Source organism: Bradyrhizobium canariense, assembly GCF_018130465.1.
Classification (GTDB): Bacteria; Pseudomonadota; Alphaproteobacteria; order Rhizobiales; family Xanthobacteraceae; genus Bradyrhizobium; species Bradyrhizobium canariense_C.
The window spans coordinates 136,344-157,936 of the sequence record NZ_JAFCKJ010000015.1; the positions used below are offsets into that span (position 1 = coordinate 136,344).

Annotated in this window: 22 protein-coding genes; 5 read left to right on the plus strand and 17 right to left on the minus strand. The window is 64.3% G+C overall.

The features are described from left to right. Positions 1-143 precede the first annotated feature (143 nt). The 6 genes from JQ591_RS30080 to JQ591_RS30105 form a co-directional block, all read right to left on the minus strand. Positions 144-929, minus strand: a complete 786-nt coding sequence (locus JQ591_RS30080) for an ABC transporter permease (protein ID WP_211399601.1) — start codon at positions 927-929, stop codon at positions 144-146. Then, on the minus strand, positions 926-1,738 hold the full coding sequence (locus JQ591_RS30085) for an ABC transporter permease (protein ID WP_211399660.1): 813 nt from the start codon (positions 1,736-1,738) through the stop codon (positions 926-928). The genes JQ591_RS30080 and JQ591_RS30085 overlap by 4 nt, the downstream gene beginning before the upstream one ends. Positions 1,739-1,811: 73 nt before the next feature. After that, positions 1,812-2,870, minus strand: a complete 1,059-nt coding sequence (locus tag JQ591_RS30090; RefSeq protein WP_211399602.1) for an ABC transporter substrate-binding protein — start codon at positions 2,868-2,870, stop codon at positions 1,812-1,814. A 28-nt stretch (positions 2,871-2,898) separates the two neighbouring features. Continuing rightward, entirely contained in the window at positions 2,899-4,206 is a 1,308-nt protein-coding gene (locus JQ591_RS30095; protein WP_249137897.1) for an NAD(P)/FAD-dependent oxidoreductase, read from the minus strand. A gap of 15 nt (positions 4,207-4,221) precedes the next feature. After that, the gene (locus JQ591_RS30100; protein WP_211399604.1) at positions 4,222-4,938 is read right to left on the minus strand and encodes an HAD family hydrolase; all 717 of its coding nucleotides are present in this window, start codon (positions 4,936-4,938) and stop codon (positions 4,222-4,224) included. Positions 4,939-4,973: 35 nt separating this feature from the next. Then, complete coding sequence (locus JQ591_RS30105; protein WP_211399605.1) at positions 4,974-6,056, minus strand: ABC transporter ATP-binding protein; 1,083 nt, start codon at positions 6,054-6,056, stop codon at positions 4,974-4,976. Positions 6,057-6,266: 210 nt separating this feature from the next. Between JQ591_RS30105 and JQ591_RS30110 the strand changes: the two genes are divergently transcribed. After that, positions 6,267-7,205 (plus strand): LysR family transcriptional regulator, encoded by a 939-nt coding sequence (locus JQ591_RS30110; protein ID WP_027570516.1) that lies wholly within the window; start codon positions 6,267-6,269, stop codon positions 7,203-7,205. Positions 7,206-7,225: 20 nt separating this feature from the next. On the opposite strand, the gene JQ591_RS30115 is transcribed toward JQ591_RS30110, so the two are convergent. The 7 genes from JQ591_RS30115 to JQ591_RS30145 form a co-directional block, all read right to left on the minus strand. Further along, a complete protein-coding gene (locus tag JQ591_RS30115; protein WP_211399606.1) occupies positions 7,226-8,377 on the minus strand; it encodes an alpha-hydroxy acid oxidase in 1,152 nt (383 codons plus the stop codon). Positions 8,378-8,411: 34 nt separating this feature from the next. After that, positions 8,412-9,602 (minus strand): mannonate dehydratase, encoded by a 1,191-nt coding sequence (gene uxuA, locus JQ591_RS30120; RefSeq protein ID WP_211399607.1) that lies wholly within the window; start codon positions 9,600-9,602, stop codon positions 8,412-8,414. 15 nt (positions 9,603-9,617) lie between these two features. Further along, positions 9,618-10,667: an L-idonate 5-dehydrogenase gene (locus JQ591_RS30125; protein ID WP_211399608.1), complete on the minus strand. Its 1,050-nt coding sequence runs from the start codon at positions 10,665-10,667 to the stop codon at positions 9,618-9,620. Next, positions 10,664-12,070, minus strand: a complete 1,407-nt coding sequence (locus JQ591_RS30130; RefSeq protein WP_211399609.1) for a TRAP transporter large permease — start codon at positions 12,068-12,070, stop codon at positions 10,664-10,666. The genes JQ591_RS30125 and JQ591_RS30130 overlap by 4 nt, the downstream gene beginning before the upstream one ends. A 4-nt stretch (positions 12,071-12,074) precedes the next feature. After that, a complete protein-coding gene (locus tag JQ591_RS30135; RefSeq protein WP_211399610.1) occupies positions 12,075-12,653 on the minus strand; it encodes a TRAP transporter small permease in 579 nt (192 codons plus the stop codon). Positions 12,654-12,768: 115 nt separating this feature from the next. Beyond that, positions 12,769-13,728 carry a sialic acid TRAP transporter substrate-binding protein SiaP gene (locus tag JQ591_RS30140; protein ID WP_211399661.1) on the minus strand — a complete coding sequence of 320 codons (960 nt, stop codon included), beginning with the start codon at positions 13,726-13,728 and terminating at the stop codon, positions 12,769-12,771. Positions 13,729-13,832: 104 nt separating this feature from the next. After that, complete coding sequence (locus JQ591_RS30145) at positions 13,833-14,642, minus strand: FadR/GntR family transcriptional regulator (protein WP_211399611.1); 810 nt, start codon at positions 14,640-14,642, stop codon at positions 13,833-13,835. A gap of 142 nt (positions 14,643-14,784) precedes the next feature. Here JQ591_RS30145 and JQ591_RS30150 point away from each other — a divergent pair, with 142 nt between their 5' ends. Beyond that, positions 14,785-16,269, plus strand: coding sequence for a mannitol dehydrogenase family protein (locus JQ591_RS30150; RefSeq protein WP_211399612.1), 1,485 nt, complete (start codon positions 14,785-14,787; stop codon positions 16,267-16,269). A gap of 100 nt (positions 16,270-16,369) precedes the next feature. After that, a complete protein-coding gene (locus tag JQ591_RS30155) occupies positions 16,370-16,777 on the plus strand; it encodes a nuclear transport factor 2 family protein (RefSeq protein ID WP_211399613.1) in 408 nt (135 codons plus the stop codon). Positions 16,778-16,801: 24 nt separating this feature from the next. On the opposite strand, the gene JQ591_RS30160 is transcribed toward JQ591_RS30155, so the two are convergent. Then, entirely contained in the window at positions 16,802-17,563 is a 762-nt protein-coding gene (locus JQ591_RS30160) for an HAD family hydrolase (protein WP_211399614.1), read from the minus strand. Between the two features lie 146 nt (positions 17,564-17,709). Between JQ591_RS30160 and JQ591_RS30165 the strand changes: the two genes are divergently transcribed. Both JQ591_RS30165 and JQ591_RS30170 read left to right on the plus strand, forming a co-directional pair. Continuing rightward, positions 17,710-18,561, plus strand: a complete 852-nt coding sequence (locus JQ591_RS30165) for an SDR family oxidoreductase (protein ID WP_211399615.1) — start codon at positions 17,710-17,712, stop codon at positions 18,559-18,561. Between the two features lie 123 nt (positions 18,562-18,684). After that, entirely contained in the window at positions 18,685-19,950 is a 1,266-nt protein-coding gene (locus tag JQ591_RS30170) for a serine hydrolase domain-containing protein (RefSeq protein ID WP_211399616.1), read from the plus strand. Between the two features lie 57 nt (positions 19,951-20,007). Here JQ591_RS30170 and JQ591_RS30175 read toward each other — a convergent pair whose 3' ends face one another. Genes JQ591_RS30175 through JQ591_RS35500 form a run of 3 tightly spaced genes read right to left on the minus strand, consistent with a single transcriptional unit; the run spans position 20,008 to position 21,310 of the window. Continuing rightward, the gene (locus tag JQ591_RS30175; RefSeq protein ID WP_211399617.1) at positions 20,008-20,895 is read right to left on the minus strand and encodes a dienelactone hydrolase family protein; all 888 of its coding nucleotides are present in this window, start codon (positions 20,893-20,895) and stop codon (positions 20,008-20,010) included. Continuing rightward, positions 20,892-21,107, minus strand: a complete 216-nt coding sequence (locus JQ591_RS35495; RefSeq protein ID WP_249137899.1) for a hypothetical protein — start codon at positions 21,105-21,107, stop codon at positions 20,892-20,894. Before JQ591_RS35495 ends, JQ591_RS30175 begins: the two co-directional genes overlap by 4 nt. Before the next feature lie 35 nt (positions 21,108-21,142). Next, the gene (locus JQ591_RS35500) at positions 21,143-21,310 is read right to left on the minus strand and encodes a hypothetical protein (protein ID WP_249137900.1); all 168 of its coding nucleotides are present in this window, start codon (positions 21,308-21,310) and stop codon (positions 21,143-21,145) included. Between the last annotated feature and the right edge of the window lie 283 nt (positions 21,311-21,593).

Here is a 21,593-nt window from a genome sequence, read left to right on the forward strand (position 1 = left end):
CCAAACATTCGGTGTCGTCCTGGCGAAGGCCAGGACCCATAACCACCGAGCGCGCTTTGGCGAAGACTCGGAGTGACCAGCTCGCGCGACAAGTTCTCCCAGGGGTAATGGGTCCTGGCTTTCGCCAGGACTACGAGCAAGAATCACCCACTCTTCTTCTGCCGCGCGCTGGCCAGCAGCACCAGCATGAAGGAGGCCACCGTCATCAGCGTCGAGATCGCGGCGATCGTGGGGTCGATCTCGTCGCGGAGCGCGGTGAACATGCGCTTGGTCAGCGGCTGATACTGGCCGCCGGAGATGAACAGCGCGACGATGGTCTCGTCCATCGCCGAGATGAAGGCGAAGATGCCGCCGGCGACCACGCTGGACTTGATCTGCGGCAGGGTCACCGCGAAGAAGCTGCGCAGCCGGTTCATGCCGAGGCTGCGCGCCACCATCTCCTGCGCCGGGTCGAAGCTTTGCAGGCCCGCGAGCACCGAAATGATGACGTAAGGCAGGCCCAGCATCACGTTGGCGAGCACCAGGCCGGGCAGCGTCGCGACCAGGCCGACCTTGGCATAGACGAAGAAGATGCCGACGGCGGTGATGATGATCGGCACCACCAGCGGCAGCAGCAGCGCCATATGGATGACGCGCATGATGCGCAGCTTCGACTGGCTGATGGCGTAGGCGGCGGCAACGCCGAGCGGCGTCGCGATAACCACGGTCAGGAGAGCGACCGTCAGCGTCACCCGCGTCGCCTGCATCCAGGCCGCGTTGGAGAAATACTGCTGATACCAGCGCAGCGAGAACGACGGCGGCGGAAAGGTCAGGAAGCGCGCGCTGGAGAAGGAGATCGGCGCGATGATCAGCACCGGCAGGATCAGATAGACCAGCACCAGCGCGCTGATCACATAGAGGGCGATCCGGGCGGGTGACAATCGCGTCATTTCTGCCCCAATATGCGATCGAGCGAGATGAAGCGGCTGACGACGGCGAAAATCAGCAGCACGCTGGCGAGCAGCACGACGGCGACCGCGCTCGCAGCGCCGAACTGGTTGTAGAGCTCGACATTGCGGCTCACCAGCATCGACACCATCACCGTGCGGCCGCCGCCGAGCAGTTCCGGCGTGATGTAGAAGCCGAGGCAGAGCACGAACACCATGGTGCAGCCCGCGAGCACGCCCGGCAGCGACAGCGGCAGGAAGACGCGGACGAAGGTGAGCGACGGGCTCGCCCCCAGGCTGGCGCCGGCCTGCATCAGGTCGTTCGGGATCTTCTGCATCGTGGCGTAGAGCGGCAGCACCATGAACGGCAACAGGATGTGTACCGTCGCGACCACCGTGCCAAAAGTGTTGTGAACAAGCGCGAGCGGTTCGCTTGTCACGTCGAGGTAACGCAAAAGCTGGTTGATCACGCCGGTGCGCTGGAGCAGCGCCAGCCAGGCATAGGCACGCACCAGCACGCTGGTCCAGAACGGCAGCACGACCAGCGACAGGATGAGAATGCTCCATCCTTTCGGCACCGAGTTGGCGAGGTAGGCCACGGGATAGCCAAGCAGCAGCGCGATCAATGTGACCGCGAGGCTGATCTCGAAGGTCAGCGCAAAACTGCGCCAGTAGATGTCTTCGGTGAAGACGCGGCGATAATTCTCCAGCGTGAAGCCGTCATGGTAGATCGACTGCCAGGCGAGCCAGCCGACCGGCAGCACGATCAGCAGGAGAATTACGAGCAGCGCCGGCGACACCAATGCCAGCATCAGGCCGTGTTCGCGGCGCTGATGCTTTTGCGATGGATCTGGCACGGATGTCGTCAACACGGCCTCGCTTCGCTTACTTCTGCATGAACGACGCCCAACGCTTCTCGGCCGCTTCGCCCGCCGGCGAGGACCACCAGGCGTAGGACATCAGCGCCTGCTTCGCCGCATTAGCCGGCTCGCTCGGCAATTGCGCGGCGCGCTCGGGCTTGATCACGCCGGTATCGAACGCCTTGGGATTGCCCGGGCCGTAATCGATATTGAGCGGCAGATTGGCCTGGTGCACGGGGTCGATGGCCTCGTTGAGGAATTTGACTGCCGTCTCGAGATTCGGCGCGCCCTTGAGGATGCAGAGCGAGGTGCTCTGAAGGATACCCTGATTATAGGTGAACGCGACCTTGGCGCCTTCCTTCGCGACCGCGCTGACGCGGCCGTTCCAGGCCATCTCCATGTCGACCTCGCCGTCGTTGAGGAGCTGCGCCGACTGAGCGCCGGAGGTCCACCACACCGTGATATTCGGCTTGATCTCTTCCAGCTTCTTGAAGGCACGGTCGACGTCGAGCGGATAGAGCTTGTCCGGCGCAACGCCGTCAGCCATCAGCGCCGCCTCCAGCGTGGCGATCGGGTGGTTGCGCAGCGCGCGGCGGCCGGGGAATTTCTTCACGTCCCAGAAATCAACCCAGCTGTTCGGCGCGTCTTTCGGGAAGGTCTTCTGGCTGTAGGCGAGCACGCTGGAATAGAACTCGTACGAGACCGAATAGGGGTTGCGATACGCCTCCGGCATCGCCGCAGCGTTCGGAATCTTGGAGAAGTCGAGCTTCTCGATCAGCCCTTGCTCGCCGCCGCGCAGGCAATAGCCGGTTGGAGTATCCACGACGTCCCAGATCGGCTTGCCGCTGCCGACTTGTGTCTTGATCGCGGGCCAGGCATCGGGAATGGAGTCCTGGTTGATGGTGATGCCGAGCTTCTTGGCGGAGGGATCAAGGATCGCCACCGTCTGCGCCTGCTGATAGGCGCCGCCCTGCGAGACGAAGGTGATTTGTTCGGCAGCGGCGGCGATGCCGGTTGTTGCGAACAAGCCGAGTGATCCGCCCAACAAAGCGTAGCCAAATCCAAAATCTCGTTTCGTCGTCATCATCGCCTCCTCTGTCACCAATTAAATGTCACTGTCCGATCGCATCGAGAAACTGGTACCAGCCGGCGACCATGCGCACGGCGGGCTCGCGCAGCGGATAGAACGGAATGGCTTTCATGCGTCGCGCGTCGAGCAGCCCGACCTCGGGCGCCTCGCCGCGCACGAAGGCGGCGAGATAGCGGCCCATCAGGCTCGACATCGCCACGCCCGCGCCGTTGTAGCCCAACGAGAACAGCGTGCGGTCGTCGAGCCGGCCGATATGCGGCACCGAGTCCAGCGTCATCCCGACCAGGCCCGACCATTTGTAGGCGAGCGGGACGTCGGCGAGATCCGGGAAGATGCCGACCATCGCCTTGCGCAAGGCGTCGAAGGCGGTTTCCGAATCCTGCTTGCCGAACGCGCCGCGGCCACCAAAAATCACGCGGTTGTCGACCATCCGGAACCAGCGCATCATGCGCTTGGTCTCGGTGTAGGTACGCCCGGTCGGCATCAGGCTTCCCGCGAGGTTGCGCGGCAGCTTGTCGGTCGCGATGATGGCGCTGCGGAACGGAATCAGCGTGCGCTGCATGTTCGCGGTCGCGCCGGTGAGGTCGGAATAGCTGTTGGTGGCGATGATCGCCTGCTTCGCGCGCACCGCGCCCTGCGGCGTTTCGGCGACGATGCCGCTGTCGTCGCGCCGAAGCCTTACGACCGGCGACTCCTGGAAAATGGGGATGCCGCGGCGCGCCACGCCATCGGCAAGGCCGCGCAGATAATTCAGCGGATGGATGCCGCCGGAGCCGGGATTGAGCACGCCGCCGACGAAGATGTCGGAGCCGGTCTCGTCGCGCACTTGCCCCCTGTCGAGGATGCGGACCTCCGCATCACCCATCTCGCGCTTCATCCAGTTGGCCTCGTCGATCGCGGCCTTCAGGGTCGTCTCGTTGTGGGCGGCCTTGACCTGGCCGGTGCGCGTCAACGCGGCACTGGTGATGCCAAATTCGGAGACCAGCTCCTCGACGATATCGGTGGATTCATGCGCGATCCCGTACATGCGCTGCGCCATGGCGCGGCCGTGCACGGCGTCGATCTCGCGGAACGACAGCCGAAACTTTGCGGTGATCACGCCGCCATTGCGGCCACTCGCGCCCCAGCCGGGGCGGTTGGCCTCGAGCACGATCGGCGACAGACCGCTCTTGGCGATGTGGTGAGCTACGGACAGACCTGTGTAGCCCGCACCGATGATCACCACATCCGCCTGGTGCTCGCCCGACAGGACCGGAAACTCGCGCGCCGGCTCGGCCGTGGCTACCCACAGCGAGTTGGCCGATGGCAGCGCGCTCCAGTCCCGTGTCATGCCACCGCTCATGCCTTACGCCGCCGGCCCGATGGCCGCGTCGGCAAGCGCCTTCAAGGTCGGAAAATGGAAGTCCGGCTTGGTCAGCGTCTGCACGGCCGGTGTGCCTCCGAAGCCGGCCATGCCCTGGCGGCGCTCGATCCAGCACACCTTGTAGCCGAGTTTCCGCGCGATCCCGATGTCGTGATACTGGCTCTGCGCGACGTGCAGGATATCGGACTGCTTGTAGCCGAAAGCGGACTGGCGGCCCTTGTTGTACGCGAAGAACTCCGGATCGGGTTTCGCAACGCCAGTCTCGTCGGCGCACACGGTATCGTCGAAGGGATTGCCAAGCGCGTGCGCGTAACAAGACAGTGCGACACGGTCGGCATTGGTCATCGCGACCAGGCGGAATTTCGTGCGCAGGCGCTTGAGTGCCTCGACCGAGTCCGGAAACGGTCCCCAGCGCAGCACCGCGAGTTGGAAGACGTCGCAGGAGGCGTCATCCGCCTGCAGCCCGAGCTCCTTGGCGAGATAGCGATAGACATGGAACATCACTTCGCTCGAACGCTCGTGGTGCTTGTCGCGGCCGCGCTTGTAGGATTCGAAGATCTTGTCGTCGCTGAGCTCGGCCGGCGACTTGCCCGAGATCTTGCGCACCGCGGAGAGCACGCCGGTCTCGAAATCGATCAAGGTGCCGACGACGTCGAAGGTGAGAACCTTGAAATTGCTGAACGAGGCTGCTGACGACATTTTGGCTTCTTCTCTCGGTTGGACAAGGCTTAGGTTCAGTCCCTCACCCTGGGCACGACGATGGTGTCCTCGGGGTGAAGGGTCACGATGAGGCTGCCGCCGAGCGGCGGGATACGGCTGTAGGCCTGGTGATAGCTCGCCTGGCGCAGGCTGAGCACGATGCCATCGGCAAGCGCCAGGAAGATGCGCAGGCTCTCGCCCTGATAGACGATGTCGGTGACCGTGCCGGTGAGCTGATTGCAGGCGGCGTCCGGCGCGCCGTCGTCGATCAGCAATTTTTCGCTGTGCACGGCGAGCATCAGCGCGTCTCCGTCAGGAATGGCCCGGGCGCTGCGCAGAAGGACATTGCCGAGCGCAACGCTGGAGGCGTCGACGCGACGCACGGGAAGCATCGTGGCCTCGCCAATGAAACTCGCGACGAAGGAATCCGCGGGATGATCGTGCAGGCGCTCGGGCGCGTCGATCTGGATCAGCCGGCCGTCCCTCATCACGGCGACGCGGTCGCTCATGGTCAGCGCTTCGCGCTGATCGTGGGTGACGTAGATGATGGTGGCGCCGATGCGCTGGTGCAGCGTGCGCAGCTCGATCTGCATGGATTCGCGCAGCTGCTTGTCGAGCGCGGACAGCGGCTCGTCCATCAGGATCAGCCGCGGCTCGAAGATCATGGCGCGTGCGAGCGCCACGCGCTGGCGCTGGCCGCCGGAGAGTTGCGCGATGCCGCGCTCTTCGTAGCCGGCAAGGCCGACCATCGCGAGCGCCGCGCGCACCTTGTCCGGCCAGGCTGCCTTCGGCAGCCGTCGCGCGCGCAAGGGAAAGGCGACATTCTCGCCGACGCTCATATGCGGGAACAGCGCGTAGTTCTGGAACACGACGCCGATGTCGCGCTTGTGCGGCGGCATCCAGGTGACGTCGCGGCCGCCGAACAGGATCGTTCCGCTCGATGGCAGGATGAAGCCGCCAAGGATGCCGAGCAACGTGGTCTTGCCGGAACCGGAGGGGCCGAGCAGCGAGACGAACTCGCCAGCGGCGACATTGAGGGACACGTCGTCAAGCGCGCGAACCGCGCCGTAAGCCTTGCTCGCGGATCTGATCTCGACGCTTTCCGCTCGCTTGTCCAACGATCGACCTCGCCATGCCGTTAGCTGGCGTGCCTCACTGCGCGCCATAAGCCTGCTTTATAGACAGAGATTTGGAGCACTCACGATCGAAGCGTGCGCCGCACCAAATCTTCTCTCTCGACGCCTGTCTTTAGGCTGTGATGCCAATGACACCAGACTTGGCAAAACTCGGCAATTGCCAAATTCTCACCCGGCTCATAACATGGCGTTATGCCCGAGCTGCGCCGGATGCTGCCTTCAAGTAACGCCCTGTTCGTCTTCGACGCGGCGGCGCGCAATGGCAGCTTCACCGCAGCGGCCGCCGAACTGAACGTTACCCAGCCTGCGGTGAGCCGGATGCTAGGCCAGTTCGAGGACCATCTCGGCGTCCGCCTGTTCGACCGCAAGGCGGGACGCGCTGTGCTCACCGAGGAAGGCGAACTCTTATATCGCCGCGTGCTCGAAGGCTTTCGCAGCATCGAGAGCGGGCTGGTCGAGATCGAGCGGCGCCGCAAGGGCACCGAGACGGTGACGCTGTCGGTCTCCTCCGCCTTCACCACGCATTGGCTGATGCCGCGCATCGACAAGCTGCAGCGGCAATTCCCGCAGGTCGATTTGCGCTTCCAGCTGATCTCCGGCGCGCTGCGCGGACCGGTGGAAAATGTCGATCTCGGCATGCGCTTCCGTGATCGCGAAGAGCCGTCATCCGGCGGCACGCTGGTGATGAAGGAAGTCATGCTGCCGATGTGCAGCCCTGCCTATCTTGGCGAAACCGATCCCGCCGAGGGCAACACCATCATTCGGCTCGCCGAGACCCCGGGCGACTGGGCCGCGGATTACGCGTCGCTTCTCACGGGGCGCCGTGGTGCGGCCAAGGCGCTGAGCTTCACGGACTATGCCGTCGTGATGCAGGCCGCGCTGCTCGGCCAGGGCATCGCGCTCGGTTGGCTGACGGTCGCCTCGCACTGGCTGTTGACCGGCGCGCTGGTGCCGGCCTCCGACACGCTCACCACCACGCGCCGCATCTGCGAATTCCTGCCACCGCGCAACCGGCCGATGCGGCCCATCGCCGCCGAGATCCGCGACTGGATCACCGCACAGATGAAAAGCGAGATCGCCGCGATCGACCGGCTCTATCCGAAGCTCGGCGCGATGGCCGCGTGCTATTGAGGACGGGTGATCGCGGCGCGCTACCCGGACCGGAAGCGCAAATTGGCGCGCGACAGCTGGCTGATCGACGTGCACCCCATCAGCTTCATGCCGCGCTCGAGTTCGGCGCGCAGTTGGCCGAGGGCGCGTTCGACACCGGGCTGGCCGGCGGCGGCAAGCGGATAGAGATAGTATCGTCCAAGCCCCACCGCCTTGGCTCCGAGCGACAATGCTTTCAGGATATGGGTTCCGCGCTGGATGCCACCATCCATCATCACGTCGATACGGTCACCCACGGCGTCGACGATTTCTGCGAGTTGATCGAAGCCTGAGCGGGAGCCGTCGAGCTGGCGTCCGCCATGATTGGACAGAACAATCCCCGCGCAGCCGATATCAACCGCGCGGCGTGCGTCTTCCACCGACATGATCCCTTTCAGGCAGAACGGCCCGTTCCAGGTTCGCACCATCTCCGCGACATCGTCCCAGTTCATCGCTGGATCCAGCATCTCCGTGAAATAACGGCCGATCGACATGGCGCCGCCGCCCATGTCGATGTGCTCCTCCAGTTGCGGAAGTCTGAATTTCTCATGGGTGACATACTGGATGCCCCACATCGGCTTGATCGCGAACTGAAGCATGCCGGCAAGCGTCAGGCGAAAGGGAATGCTGAAACCGGTGCGCAGATCGCGCTCGCGATTTCCTCCGGTGATGCTGTCGACCGTCAGCATCATCACCTCGACGCCCGCCTCCTTGGCGCGCTGCATCATGGCACGGTTGAGACCGCGATCCTTGTGGAAGTAGAATTGGTAGACCTGCGGCGTGTCGTAGGTCTTGCGCAATTCCTCGAGGCTCACCGTGCCCAGCGAGGAGACACCGAACATGGTGCCATATTTCGCAGCCGCCGCAGCGACGGCGCGTTCGCCGTCATGATGGAACAGCCGCTGCAGGGCGGTCGGCGAGCAGTAGAACGGCAGCGCGAGCTTCTGGCCCATGACCGTCACCGAGAGGTCGACCTGCTGCACCCCGCGCAGCACGTTGGGCAGCAAGTCGCAATGCTCGAAGCTGGCGCTGTTGCGGCGATGGGTCGTCTCATCATCGGCCGCGCCGTCGATGTAGTTGAAGATCGGGCCGGGCAGCCGGTGACGCGCCAGTCGCCGGAAGTCGTGGAAGTTATGACATTGTGCCAGGCGCATCTTTCACCTCCGCTCACACACGGCCGCAGATCTCCTATCGATGCTCGATCGCGCGGATCGCGCCGCGGAGTTCGGCTAGGCCCCGGAGGCGACCGATCGCGGTGTAGCCGGGATTGGTGCGCTTGGTAGCCGCGAGGTCGTCGAGCATGCGATGACCGTGATCGGGCCGGAACACGATTCTCGCGTCGGGCGAACGCCGCGCGTTCTCCTTCAGCAGCGCCTTCAGCACCGCGACCATGTCGACGTCGCCGTCGAGATGATCGGACTCGTAGAACGACAGGCCGTCCGCCTCCCGCTTGGTCGCGCGAAGATGCGCAAAGGCGATGCGCGGGCCGAAGCGTTCGGCCATGGCGGGGAGATTGTTCTCGGCACGCACGCCGAGCGACCCCGTGCACAGGCAGATGCCGTTCGCCTTTGACGGCACGGCATCGAACAGCGCCTGATAGTCGTCGGCGCTGGAGGCAATGCGCGGCAGGCCGAACAGCGGGCGCGGTGGGTCGTCCGGATGCAGCGTCAGCGAAACGCCGAGCTGCTCGGCGACGGGCGTGACGCGGCCCAAAAATTCGGCGAGATGCTGCCGCAGGATTTTCGGCGTGATGTCGCGATACGTTTCGAGTCGATCGCGGAATTGCGGGATCGTCATCGGCTCGGTGGTCGAGCCCGGCAGCGCGCTGGCGATCACCATGACGAGATAGTCGATATCGGCCTGGCTCATCTGGTCGAACAGCTTTTTCGCGCGAGCCTGCTGCTCCGGCGAATACTCCTGGACGGCGGCGGGGCGCTTCAGGATGTGCAGCTCGAAGGCGGCAAAACGGTCCTGGTCGAAGCGCATGGCACGGGCGCCGTTCGGCAGCTCCCATTCCAGATCGGTGCGGCACCAATCCACGACGGGCATGAAGTTGTAGCAGATGATCTTGATACCGGCGGCGGCAACCGCCTCCAGGCTGGCGATCCACGTCTCGATCGAGCGCGTCGCCTTAGCCCCGAGACGCTTGACGTCGTCGGGGATCGGAATCGATTCTACCACCGACCAGGTCAGTTGCGAGCGGCCAGGCTGGCCGCGCTCGATGAAGTTCTTGCGCTCCTCGACCGCCTTGCGCGTCCAGGCTTCGCCGATCGGCACCTGATGCAGCGCCGAGACGATATCCGTCGCGCCGGCCTGCCTGACGTCATCCAGCGACACGGGATCATCGGGCCCGTACCAGCGCCATCCCTCTAGCATCATGAAAATTCTCCGGGATCAGTTAGCGGTCAGCACGACCTTGACGCTCTGCGAGCGGTCGAGCGCCAACCGCAGCGCATCGGGCGCGGTCGACAGCGGCCGCTCGGCGGTGACCAGCGACAGCACGTCGACGCTGCCGTCCGCAATCAGCTCCACCGCGGTCATGAACTCGAGCCCGAAGCGGAACGAGCCGCGCAGGTCGATCTCCTTCGCCATCACCCCATTGGCCGGCACCGGAATCTGGCCACCCGGCAGGTTGCCGATCTGCACCACAACGCCGCCGCGCCTGACGATACCGATCGCACTGGCAAGGCCTGCAGCCGTGCCCGAGACTTCGAAAGCGACATCGTAGGGGCGCGACGCGGCCTGCGCCTTCAGGCCTTCCTCGCCGGCCGCGACATTCTCGACGTGCGAGGCGCCGAGCCGGCTCGCAAAGGCCAGCGGCGCCGGCGCGATGTCGGCGACCGTGATGTCGGTCATGCCGGCGCGGCGCGCGGCGAGCATGGTCAGAAGCCCGATCGGACCGGCGCCGAAGATGATACCGCGCTTGCCTTCGATGTTGCCGGCACGCGCGACCGCGTGCAGGCAGACCGCGAGCGGTTCGGCCAGCGCCGCGGCCTGATAGGACACATGATCGGGGATCTTCACGCACTGCGCCGGGATCGCGTCGAAATAGTTGGCGAAGCCACCCTGCATGTGCGGGGTCTTCGAGGCCGAACCCATGAAGTAGATATTTTCGCAGAGATTTTGCCGGCCTTCGCGGCAAGCGACGCAATGGCCGCACCAGCGCGACGGGTTGACGGCGACACGGTCGCCGAGCTTCAGGTTCGCTGCGGAGCCCGCGATCTCCACGACCTCGCCGGAAATCTCATGGCCGAGCACCAGCGGCGATTTCACCACGAAATCGCCGGTTCGGGCATGACGGAAATAATGCATGTCCGAGCCGCAGATGCCGCCGGCACCGAAGCGGAGGCGCACCATGCCTTCGGCGAGCTTGTCGAGCGGATGCTCGACCATGCGCAGATCTTCGGGGCCGAACAGGGTTGCGGCGAGAGCTGTGGATGTCATTTGGAAAGTCCCATGTATTTCGGCAGCCAGAGGGTCAGTTCGGGGATGTATGTGATCGCGATCAATGCGAGCATCAGCGGCACCAGCCAGGGCAGGATCGCGACCGTCGTGCGCTCGACCGAGAGTTTTGCGACACGCGCGAGCACGAACAAGACCATGCCGAGCGGTGGATGCAACAGGCCGATCATCAGGTTCAGCGTCATGATCAGACCGAAATGAATCGGGTCGATGCCGAGCTTGAGCACGATCGGCAACAGGATCGGCACCAAAATGGTGATGGCCGCCGTGGTGTCGATGAAACAGCCGACGAACAGGATCAGGACGTTGGCGAGCGCCAGGAACACCCATTTGTTGTGGGTGATGCTGAGCATCCAGTCCGACAGCATCTGGGCTGCCTGCGACACCGTGAGCAGCCAGGCGAAGATCGAGGCTGCCGTGACGATGAACAGCACCGACGCCGTGGTCTCGATGGTGTCGAACGTCGCTTTCGCGACCGTCTTCAGCGTCATGGTGCGGTAGCGCACGAGGCCCAGGAACAGCGACCAGATCACGGCGGCGACCGCGGCTTCCGTCGGGGTGAACCAGCCGAGCGTCATGCCGCCGATCAGGATCACTGGCGCCATCAGCGCCATCACCGCGGAGAAGTCGAAGTACCAGTCGATCGCGAGCAGCACGACCAGGCCAAGCCCAACTGCCCAATTGGTGGAGAGACCGGCGACTGTCAGAAGCCAGACGGCCATCGGGAAGCTCAGTACGACGACGATCTCGAGCCCCGCCGATCCCAATTGCGGCCAGGAGAACGGCGTATCGCTGCCCCATTTGTTCTTGTGGGCGAAGTAGGTGACGGTGGCCATCATGAGCAGCGTCAGGACGACGCCTGGAATGACGCCCCCCAGAAACAGCGCGCCGATCGAGACATTGGCCATCATGCCGTAGATCACGAAAGGCAGCGACGGCGGGATGATGGGGCCGAGCGTGGCCGAAGCCGCGGTGACGCCGACGGAGAACTCCGTGGAGTAACCGTGGTCCTTCATCGCCTTGATCTCGATGGTGCCGAGACCGGCGGCGTCCGCGATCGCGGTGCCGGACATGCCGGAGAAGATCACCGAGCCGATGATGTTGACGTGGCCGAGGCCGCCGCGCATCCAGCCGACCAGCGCGACGGCGAACTTGTAGATGCGCCCGGTGACGCCGGCGATGTTCATGAGATTGCCGGCCAGGATGAAGAAGGGCACGGCGAGCAGCGGAAAGCTCTCGACGCCGGCGATCATGCGCTGCGCCAGCGTGACGTCGGGCGTCACGCCGCTGACCAGGATGTAGAGCAGCGACGACGCGGCCATGGCGATCGCCACGGGAACGCCGAGCAGCATCAGGATGAGGAAGCCTCCAAGCAACAGCAGCATGAAATTACCCTTCAAAACCGTCGTAGGCGCCGGGACGTTCGAGGATCGAATAGCCCTGTCGCAAATGTTGCACAGCCACCTGCAGAGAGCGCACGAACATCAGCACGAAGCCGAGCAGCACCGCGTAGTAGACGTAGTCCTTGGGAAGATTGATCGTGGTCATGGACTCGTCGCCGATGATCTGGATATAGACCCAGACCAGCTTGATGGCGTAGCCGAAGAAGGCGATCCGGATCAGGTCGATCACCGTCGACAACGCGCGCGCCACGAGGTGCGGCAGATAGCGGTAGATGAGATCGACCTGGATGTGCCGCGACAGCCGCACGCACATCGAGGAGCCGATGAAGACCACGCCGATCAGGCAGTAGGTCGCGATCTCCTCGGTCCAGGCATAACTGTCGTTGAGCACGTAGCGGGTGAAGAACTGGAGGAAGACGGCGAGCGCCATCACCCAGAAGATCGCCAGCGCGACCCAGTCCTCGAAAGCGTAGATGCCGAGATCGACCTTAGGTGCCGCCTCCTCCTCGAAGGTGTGGGCGATCTCGTCCGCGGTGATCTGCCGGTGCGTTTCGGCGGTGGACATGGGGCTGCTCCTCAAACTGATCACGTCGTTCCGGGATGGTGCGTCAGCACCAGACCCGGAACCTCGAGATCCCGGGCTCGGTCCTACGGACCGCCCCGGGATGACGACTACGTCGTCACTTCACGTCCTGGATCCGTTCCCAGTCGGCCTTGCGGTAGCCGAAGGTCTCGAAAGCGACGTTTTTCAGCACGGTGTCGCGGAACTCGTTCTTGTCGACCTCGGTTACGGTCAGGCCCTTCTCCTTGAAGAAGGCGACCAGCTTGGCTTCGTTCTGCTTGATCTCCTCGGTCGCCTTGGCGGCGGCTTCCTGCGCCACGTCGGTGAAGATCTTCTTGTCCTCGTCGCTGAGCTTCTTCCAGAGCGCGCCCGCGACCACCGTGTTGAGGTGGTCGACGATGTGGCCGGTCAGCACGATGTGCTTCTGCACCTCGTAGAACTTCTTGGCCTCGATCGTGGTCAGCGGGTTCTCCTGGGCCTCGACGGTGCCGTTCTGGAGCGCGAGATAGACTTCGGCGAACGCGATCGGCGCAGTGTTGGCGCCGCAGGCGCGCGGCATCGCCAGATAGGCCGGAACGTCGGGCACGCGCATCTTCAGGCCCTTGAGGTCGGCACAGGTCTTGATCGGCTTGTTCGACGAGGTCTGGCGCACGCCGTAATAGGTCACCGCGATGATGTGGTGCCCGCTCTTGTCCTCGTAGCCCTTGGCGAGTTCCTTGAAGATGTCGCTCTTGGTGTAGGCGAGCAGGTGATCGGCGTTGCGGAAGGTGTAGGGATAGTAGGTCACGCCGATCGGCGGAAAGCTCTTGGCCGCGAAGCTCGAGCCGGAGATGATGATGTCGACCGAGCCGAGCGAGAGGCCCTGGTTGATGTCGGCTTCCTTGCCGAGCTGCGACGCCGGATAAACGTCGATCTGATAGCGCCCATTGGTACGCTTGCCGATTTCCTGCGCGGCCCAGACCGACGCGGTGTGGAAGGGCTCCGAGGTCTCATAGACATGGGCCCATTTCAGCTTGGTCTGTGCCATGCCGGAACCGGTCGCCGCACACATTGCCGCGGCCGAGACCGCCAGCACCATTGTCATTTTTTTCAACACTGACTTTTCCTCCATTTTTCAAGTCTGCTTCTTTTAAGTCTGCTTCTTGTCCGCCCGCCCCCAACGCGGGTGCGGGCCGCCCAATCTCATCGCCGTCGCGCGCTGCTCCTCGCGGCCCGCTTCTTCTTCGGCGCATGTTCCGGTTTTGACGGCTTTGCCATCGATCGCGCCGTGCGCCCGGAAGACGGTCCTGCCGCGTTCTCGGCGCCGAAGTTCTGCGCAAAGCGCTCCTGGGATCGCGCGAGATGATCGCGCATCGCATCGCGCGCGACCCCGGGATCATGCGCCGCGATCGCGTCGCGCACCGCGCGATGCTCGTCGAGCGCGGTGCGCCACGTGCCCGGGCTCTCGAAATAATGCGCAAGCTGCGCGAAATAGGGATTGAGGCGCTGGTCGAACAACTCGCCGACCACGCGCACCAGAACGGCATTGCCGAGGCTTCCGGCAATCGCGACGTGGAAGGCGCGGTCGTGGACCATCGAGGCTTCGCCGGGGTGTTCTACATTCTCCATCGCGACAAGGGACGCATCGATGCGGGCAACGTCGTCCTTCGTCGCCACGCGCGCGGCTTCTTCGGCAATGGCGCTTTCCAGGAATTCGCGGGCGCGCAGCAGCTCGAACGGGCCCTCGATGACGGAAGCAGGCGCGGGCGCCGCAACTGCGGCGGGCTCGATCACATAAATGCCGGAACCGACGCGGATGCGGAGGCGGCCCTCGACTTCGAGCGCGATCAGGGCTTCACGCACCGTCGGCCTGGAAATCTTGAGCTGCTCGGCGAGCTCGCGCTCGGTCGGCAAGCGGCTGCCGACCGCGTACTCGCCGCTGTCGATCAGGCTTCGCAATTGATCGGCGACCTGGCGATAAAGCCGTCTCGCCTCCACAGCTTCCAGCGGCACGCTGGTCCTCCCGAAAGGGTCATGCCGGCAGCTATCGCACCCGCGGCCCGCCAATTTTGGAAAATTGGTCTTACCAATTGACCGCAGCATTGACCGAGGACAGGCGCCATGTCAAGCAGCGGCAAAGCAAAGGGAGACGTCCATGCGCCCTGGTTCAACGCGCCTTGGCCGAGCCAATCTCGACCGGATGCCATCTGGCATCCGTCGCCCGGCCTATGACCGTTCGCGCGTCACGCCCGGCATCGTACATCTGGGCCTCGGGGCTTTTCATCGCGCGCATCAGGCCGTCGTCATCGACGATTGCCTTGCCGCCGGCGCCACATCATGGGGCATCGTCGGCGCTAGCCTGCGCAGCCCTGACACACGCGACGCCCTCGCCCCGCAGGATCATCTCTATACGGTTGCGGTCCGTGCGGCCGAAGGCACCGAACACCGCATCATCGGTGCGCTGCTCGACAGCGTGGTCGCGCGCGAGAGCCCGGCACGATTGGTCGAGCGAATGGCCGATCCCGCCATTCGCATCGTCTCCCTCACCGTCACCGAGAAGGGCTATTGCCACACGCCGCAGACCGGCGATCTCGACGAGCGGCATCCTGATGTCGTGCACGATCTCAACAATTTCGACGCGCCGCGTTCGGCGCCCGGTTTCATCGTTGCAGCGCTGGCGCGCAGGCGGGCGCTGGGCGCCCCGCCCTTCACCGTGCTAAGCTGCGACAACCTCGCCGCCAACGGCCACACCGTGCAGCGGATCGTGACGCAATTCGCCGCGCTGCGGTCGAAGGATCTCGGCAAGTGGATCGCGGATACGGTGGCCTTCCCCTCGACCATGGTCGACCGCATCGTGCCGGAGACGACGGATGGCGACCGTGATGCGGTTTCATCCGCGCTCGGTTTGCGCGACGCATGGCCCGTCATGACCGAGCCGTTCACGCAATGGGTGGTCGAGGATCGCTTTACGGCGGGCCGGCCTGACCTTGCCGCCGCCGGCGTCGAACTGGTGAACGACGTCAAGCCGTTCGAGCTGATGAAGCTGCGGCTGCTCAACGCCAGCCATTCGGCGCTGGCCTATCTCGGCTATCTCGCCGGCTACGAGACCATCGCCGACACCATGCTGGACCCGCATTTCGCGCGTCTCGCCGAGCAGGTGATGGAAGAGGCCGCGGTGACGCTGACGATGCCTGCTGGCGCGGATCTGGCCGCGTATCGCGCCTCGCTGCTCACGCGCTTCGCCAATCCGGCACTGCATCACCGCACCTGGCAGATCGCGATGGACGGCTCGCAAAAGCTGCCGCAGCGGCTGCTTGGCGCGATGCAGGATCGCCTGCTCAAGAACCTGCCGATCGCGACGCATGCGCTCGCGGTGGCCGGCTGGATGCGCTACGTCACCGGCCTCGACGAGAAGGGCCGCACCATCGACGTGCGCGATCCGCTCGCCGCCGAGTTCGCCGGCTTGGCGCGCGAGGCAGGTCCCGTCGCCGAGCGATTGGCGCCCGCACTGCTTGGGGTCGAAAAAGTGTTCGGGCCGCTGGGCGCCGAGCCGCGCCTGCGCGAAGCCGTGACCGCGGCGCTCGGCCGGCTCTACAAGGATGGCGCGCGGCGTGCGGTGGAGACGCTGGTCTCGGCGTGACCACAAAACGGGCAGCAATGCTGCACTGCGGTCCAGATCGAACAGAAAGTCGACGGAAGTCGCGCTTGATTTTTGCCTGTCGTTGCCCCACCCGAGAGGCATGGCAAAGGACGACAAGGTGATCGCCGCGAACGCGGCGTTCTACGCCGCGTTTTCGACCGGCGATTTCGACGAAATGGAGCGGATGTGGGCGGACGACGACGCCATTTCCTGCATTCATCCCGGCTGGCCGGCCATCATCGGCCGGGCCACGGTGATCGGAAGCTGGCGCGACATCCTGCAGAGTCCGGAGCGGCCGCAGATCGTCTGCGCCGAACCGCAGGCCATCGTCGACGGCGACAGCGCGCGCGTGCTCTGCATCGAGATCGTCGACGGCACGGCATTGGCCGCTGCCAACCATTTTCGGCGCGTCGGCGACGGCTGGCGCCTGGTGCATCACCAGTCGAGCCCAATTGCGCAGATTGTCGAGCAGTCTGAGGATGATAGAACGAGCCACCGGGTCCACTGAACGCGGCCGGCTCGCAGGCACTTTCTACTGTGCATGGGGTTGTTTTTCAGTTTTTTTGTTCTGCGGCCTCATCCAAGCCCCCGACAGATCATCCAGCACGACCCGTGCCTGGCTAAAATCATCGTCCCGGAAGAACATGCTTCTGGTGATGAGTACGGGAATGTTCGCCCGTGAGGCTGCGATCAGGCCGTTGGCGGAATCCTCGATCGCGACGCAGTCGGACGCGTTGAGATTCAGCCGCGCCAGGATCTCGACATAGACATCCGGCGCAGGCTTCTTGTGCCGCACGTCGTCCCCGGCGACGATCGCATCAAAATCCGCGGCCCAGCGCTTTCCCAGCGCCCGCGACAGCAGCGCATCGATGTTGCCGTGCGACGTGGTCGTCGCGATCGCGAGCCGCTGGCCGCGCGCCTTGGCAGCGATGAGGAGATCCGTCACGCCGGGCCGTAAGGGGCAGCAGCCGGTCTCGACCAGTTCGGCGTAATGCGCAGTCTTGATGCGATGCAGTTCCGCGATGTCCTCGTCCGACAGTGGCGGGGCGACCGGCAGCCTCGTGTGGAAGGCGCGGATGCGCTCCTTGCCGCCGGTGACCCGCAGCAGGTCCTTGTAGACCGCTTGGTCCCACTGCCAGTCGAGACCGTGGCGGACGAAGGCATGGTTGAAGGCCTGCCGATGCAGCTCCTCGGTCTCGGCCAAGGTGCCGTCGACATCGAAGATCAGCGCGGCGGCATGCCGGATCAGTTCAGCGGCCTCACATGGCACTATGGCGGGCGCTTCTGCCTGCATGATCGATACGTCCCTCCCGACGAGCGACCATCGCCTGCACTGGCATGCGAGACAAATTGCAATATCTTTTGCCGGACCCAAAAATCTCTTATGAGCGGGGGGCGCGCTGCGGCGTGAACGGGAACTCCGACCAGCAAGGAAGACGTATGCGGCTCTTTATCCTTGGTCTCGGCTACAGTGCCCGGTGCTTCGTCCGCCTATTCGGTGGCCACTTCTCGCATATCGCCGGCACGGTGCGCGATCCCGCGCAGCGGGGCGATCTCGCCGGCATCGAGGTTTATCGGTTTTCCGGGAGCAATCCGGATCGCGGGACAGTGCAACGTATCGGCGACGCCGACGTCCTGCTCATATCGATCCCGCCCGGCAGCGCCGGCGATCCCGCAATCGCGGCCTTCCCGGACATGCTGGCAGCGGACCGCCACCGCAGGATCATCTATCTCTCCACCATCGGCGTCTATGGTGACCACGCCGGCGGATGGGTCGACGAGAGCACGCCGCCGCAGGCCAGCCTCGACCGCACGCGCATGCGGGTCGCGGCGGAACAGGCCTGGACGGACACGACCAGTGGCGACGCCGCGATCCTGCGGCTTGCGGGTATCTATGGCCCCGGCCGTAACGCGCTGGTGACGCTGCGCGCTGGAATGGCACGGCGCATCATCAAGCCGGGACAGGTCTTCAACCGCGTCCACGTCGACGACATCGCGAGCGCGATCATGGCCGCGGTTCATCACCCAAGCGGCGGCACGTGGAACGTCTGTGACGACGAACCGGCGCCGCCGCAGGACGTGATCACTTACGCGGCGAAGCTGATGAATGTGGCGCCGCCGCCCGAAGAGGTGTTCGAGACCGCCGAGATGTCGGTGATGGCCCGCAGCTTCTATGCCAGCAGCGCCCGTGTCTCCAACGCGAAATTAAAGCGCGAGCTCGGCGTCACGCTTGCTTATCCGTCCTACCGCCACGCCCTGGACGCGTTGTGGCAGGCGGGAGAAGGACGATAGGATTCCGGCATTCCTCCCCGCGTCCCAGACATGCCCCGCCCGCGCTTGACTTCGCGCCGGTGCGGTCGTGATCTAACCACCTAGCGGGCCACTGCATAACGAGCTCGCGCTTGGGAGGATTCAATGAAGACGATCGCCATGATCGCGGCGGCCGCTGCCGTCATCACGTTCGGTGCAGCGCGTGCCGCGCCGCTGCCCGAAGCCAGCCCCGACGACGCCGGCTTCTCGAAACAAGGCCTTGAACGGCTCGACAATTTCTTCGCGCGTGAGATCGCCGCCAAGCGCGTCCCCGGCGCGGTCGTCGCAATCGCCCGGGACGGCAAGCTCGTGTATTACAAGGCCTATGGCATGCTGGATCCGGACAAGGGCACGCCGATGCCGGTCGATGCGATTTTCGCACTGGCCTCGATGACCAAGCCGATGGCGGCGGTCGCGGGCCTGACATTGATGGAGCAGGGCAAGCTGCCGCTCCAGGCCAAGCTGTCCGACTATTATCCCGGCTTTGCCAACATGAAGGTCGGTGTTCAGCAGGGCGACGATTCATTGAAACTCGAACCGCAGGCCTCACCGATCTTCATTCACGACCTGTACCGACACACGTCCGGCCTGATGTATGGCGGCCGCCCGGACAGCGCGAGCCCGGTGGCACGGCAATATCCTGAGGGCACCGCGCCGGCGATGGAAGGCGACACCCAGGCGTTCATCGATCGCATCACAAAGCTGCCGCTGGCGCATCAGCCGTCCACGGAGTTCGAATACGGTTTCTCGATCGACGTGCTCGGCGCCGTCGTCGAGAAGGTCAGCGAGCAGAAGCTCGGCGACTATCTCGCCGCCAATGTCTGGCAACCGCTCGCCATGAAGGACGCGACCTTCCATCCGACCGACGCACAGCGCCCTCGCCTCGCCCGGCCGTTCGCCAACGATCCGCTGACCGGCAAGCCGCAAGCCATCAAGCTTTTGGACACGCCGACAAAATTCGACTGCGGCGGCGCCTGCTCGTTCGCGACCGTCGGCGACTACATCCGCTTTGGACAGATGCTGCTCAACGGCGGTGCGCTCGATGGCCAGCGCATCCTCGGTCCCAAGACCGTGCATCACATGACGACCAATCATCTTGGCCCCGAGATCAAGAACAACGTGGCGAATATCGAGCCGCATCGTGCGGGTTTCGGCTTTGGCCTCTCGGTCGCTGTCCGCACCAGCGAAGGATTGTCGTCGGTCCCCGGCAATCCCGGCGAGTTCACCTGGAACGGCGCGTACGGGACGCAGTTCTTCTGCGATCCCAAGGAGCGTCTCGTCGTGGTGGTGGGAACGGCCGCGCCGGGCGAGCTGCGCAAATATTATCGCGAGCAGGTCCAGGACATCGTCTATGGCGCGATGGTGAAGTGAGATCGGTACACTGAAATGGAAAGGGCGACCGCTCGGGCCGCCCTTTAAAGCCGGGCCTCAGCTCAGGACGCCGTATTTCTTGAACCAGGCCTGCGCCTGCTTCCAGGCATCTTCCGCGGCGTCCTTGCGGTAGCTGCCGCGGTAGTCGGCATGGAAGCCGTGCGGCGCTTCCGGATAGATCTTGAATTCGGCCGTCTTCTTGTCCTGCTCGAGCGCAGCCTTCATCTGCTCGACCTGAGTGATGGGAATGCCGGTATCGGCGCCGCCATAGAGGCCGAGCACCGGCGCCTTCATCTCGGGCGCGAGCTGCATCGGGCTCTTCGGCCACAGCGGATTGGCGGGATCGACCACGGTGCCGTAGAACGCAACACCAGCCTTGAGGCTGCCGCTGTGAGCGGCATATTCCCAGACGGTGCGTCCGCCGCGGCAGAAGCCGATAATGCCGAGCTTGGTGGTGTCGCCGCCTTGCGACCCGGCCCACGCCGCTGTCGCATCGAGATCGGACAGCAGCTCCGCGTCCGGCTTGGCATTGACGACCGGCAACAGGTCCTTGATCTCGGTGATTTTGGTCAGATCGGTACCCTTGCGGAAGTAATAGTCTGGCGCGACTGCGAAGGCGCCGAGCTTGGCGAGGCGCCGCGTCACGTCCTTGACGTATTCGTGCAGGCCGAAGATCTCCATCGCCACGATGATCACCGGCGCCTTGGTGTTGCCGGCCGGGCGGGCGAAATAGACAGGCATCTCTTCGGAGCCGACCTTGATCTTGGTGTCGCCGGTCTGGAGGCCATTGGTGTCAGTCGTGATCGCCTCGGCGCGCACGGGCCCGGCCGCAAGCGTGTAGCCGGCGGCGACGGCCGCGGTGGCGCTCATGAATCCGCGACGCGAGACCGGGGCGACCTTGGTCAGCCCGACGACGTCGGATGTCATGGTGGTTTCGATACTCATCGGTTCATCCTTCCTGATGCCTGCCCCTGATCCTTCAGGCGACGCATTCGCCAATAGTTGCAGGCGAAACGCAAATCACCAGCCTGCGAGCGCGCCGCTTTGACGGACAGGACGCCGAAACCAACCAGGAGCGACAGCGCGCCGGGGGCATGGACGATCCACAGGAAGGTCGGGTAGGTCAGCAGCAGCGTTGCGAACTGCGGCCAGATCATCACCAGCGCGCGATGCTCGGGCGGGGCGATCTCGATCAGATAGGCGGTGGTCGGCCCAACCTCGCCGCCAAGGTATGGCCGATCTGGATGGCGAAGAAGCTGTAGGTGATGAAGTCGTAGAATTCGAGCATGTTGCCAACGGTGGCCGCCAATGCTGCGCGCTTGACGCTGAACGGCTTCACCTGCTCGATCACAGGCGACACTCTGGCATTCCCGGGCTCGATCGTATTTCGGATTTAACCGCCTGACCGCATTGCAACGCAACATCCATTAACCGAAAACGGCGGTTCCCTCGCCCCCGCTCCCGCTGCCACGAGTTGAAGCCGATCCGCCGGCGCGCGCAATTCGAAGCGCATCGCGGCAACAAATGGGATTTGCGTGGCCGCAACGACACATCATGTTGCTCGCACATCCCACGCGATCGGAATTTGCACGCAAACTGCGGTCATTTGACTGAAATTTTCAGAAGAGTTGAGCCGGGCGATT

Coding starts and splice junctions, on each gene's coding strand:
- JQ591_RS30080 (WP_211399601.1), bottom strand. CDS start 929: ATGACGCGATTGTCACCCGCCCGGATCGCCCTCTATGTGATCAGCGCG.
- JQ591_RS30085 (WP_211399660.1), bottom strand. CDS start 1,738: ATGCTGGCATTGGTGTCGCCGGCGCTGCTCGTAATTCTCCTGCTGATC.
- JQ591_RS30090 (WP_211399602.1), bottom strand. CDS start 2,870: ATGACGACGAAACGAGATTTTGGATTTGGCTACGCTTTGTTGGGCGGA.
- JQ591_RS30095 (WP_249137897.1), bottom strand. CDS start 4,206: ATGACACGGGACTGGAGCGCGCTGCCATCGGCCAACTCGCTGTGGGTA.
- JQ591_RS30100 (WP_211399604.1), bottom strand. CDS start 4,938: ATGTCGTCAGCAGCCTCGTTCAGCAATTTCAAGGTTCTCACCTTCGAC.
- JQ591_RS30110 (WP_027570516.1), top strand. CDS start 6,267: ATGCCCGAGCTGCGCCGGATGCTGCCTTCAAGTAACGCCCTGTTCGTC.
- JQ591_RS30115 (WP_211399606.1), bottom strand. CDS start 8,377: ATGCGCCTGGCACAATGTCATAACTTCCACGACTTCCGGCGACTGGCG.
- uxuA (WP_211399607.1), bottom strand. CDS start 9,602: ATGATGCTAGAGGGATGGCGCTGGTACGGGCCCGATGATCCCGTGTCG.
- JQ591_RS30125 (WP_211399608.1), bottom strand. CDS start 10,667: ATGACATCCACAGCTCTCGCCGCAACCCTGTTCGGCCCCGAAGATCTG.
- JQ591_RS30130 (WP_211399609.1), bottom strand. CDS start 12,070: ATGCTGCTGTTGCTTGGAGGCTTCCTCATCCTGATGCTGCTCGGCGTT.
- JQ591_RS30135 (WP_211399610.1), bottom strand. CDS start 12,653: ATGTCCACCGCCGAAACGCACCGGCAGATCACCGCGGACGAGATCGCC.
- JQ591_RS30140 (WP_211399661.1), bottom strand. CDS start 13,728: ATGGTGCTGGCGGTCTCGGCCGCGGCAATGTGTGCGGCGACCGGTTCC.
- JQ591_RS30150 (WP_211399612.1), top strand. CDS start 14,785: ATGCGCCCTGGTTCAACGCGCCTTGGCCGAGCCAATCTCGACCGGATG.
- JQ591_RS30155 (WP_211399613.1), top strand. CDS start 16,370: ATGGCAAAGGACGACAAGGTGATCGCCGCGAACGCGGCGTTCTACGCC.
- JQ591_RS30160 (WP_211399614.1), bottom strand. CDS start 17,563: ATGCAGGCAGAAGCGCCCGCCATAGTGCCATGTGAGGCCGCTGAACTG.
- JQ591_RS30165 (WP_211399615.1), top strand. CDS start 17,710: ATGCGGCTCTTTATCCTTGGTCTCGGCTACAGTGCCCGGTGCTTCGTC.
- JQ591_RS30170 (WP_211399616.1), top strand. CDS start 18,685: ATGAAGACGATCGCCATGATCGCGGCGGCCGCTGCCGTCATCACGTTC.
- JQ591_RS30175 (WP_211399617.1), bottom strand. CDS start 20,895: ATGAGTATCGAAACCACCATGACATCCGACGTCGTCGGGCTGACCAAG.
- JQ591_RS35495 (WP_249137899.1), bottom strand. CDS start 21,107: ATGATCTGGCCGCAGTTCGCAACGCTGCTGCTGACCTACCCGACCTTC.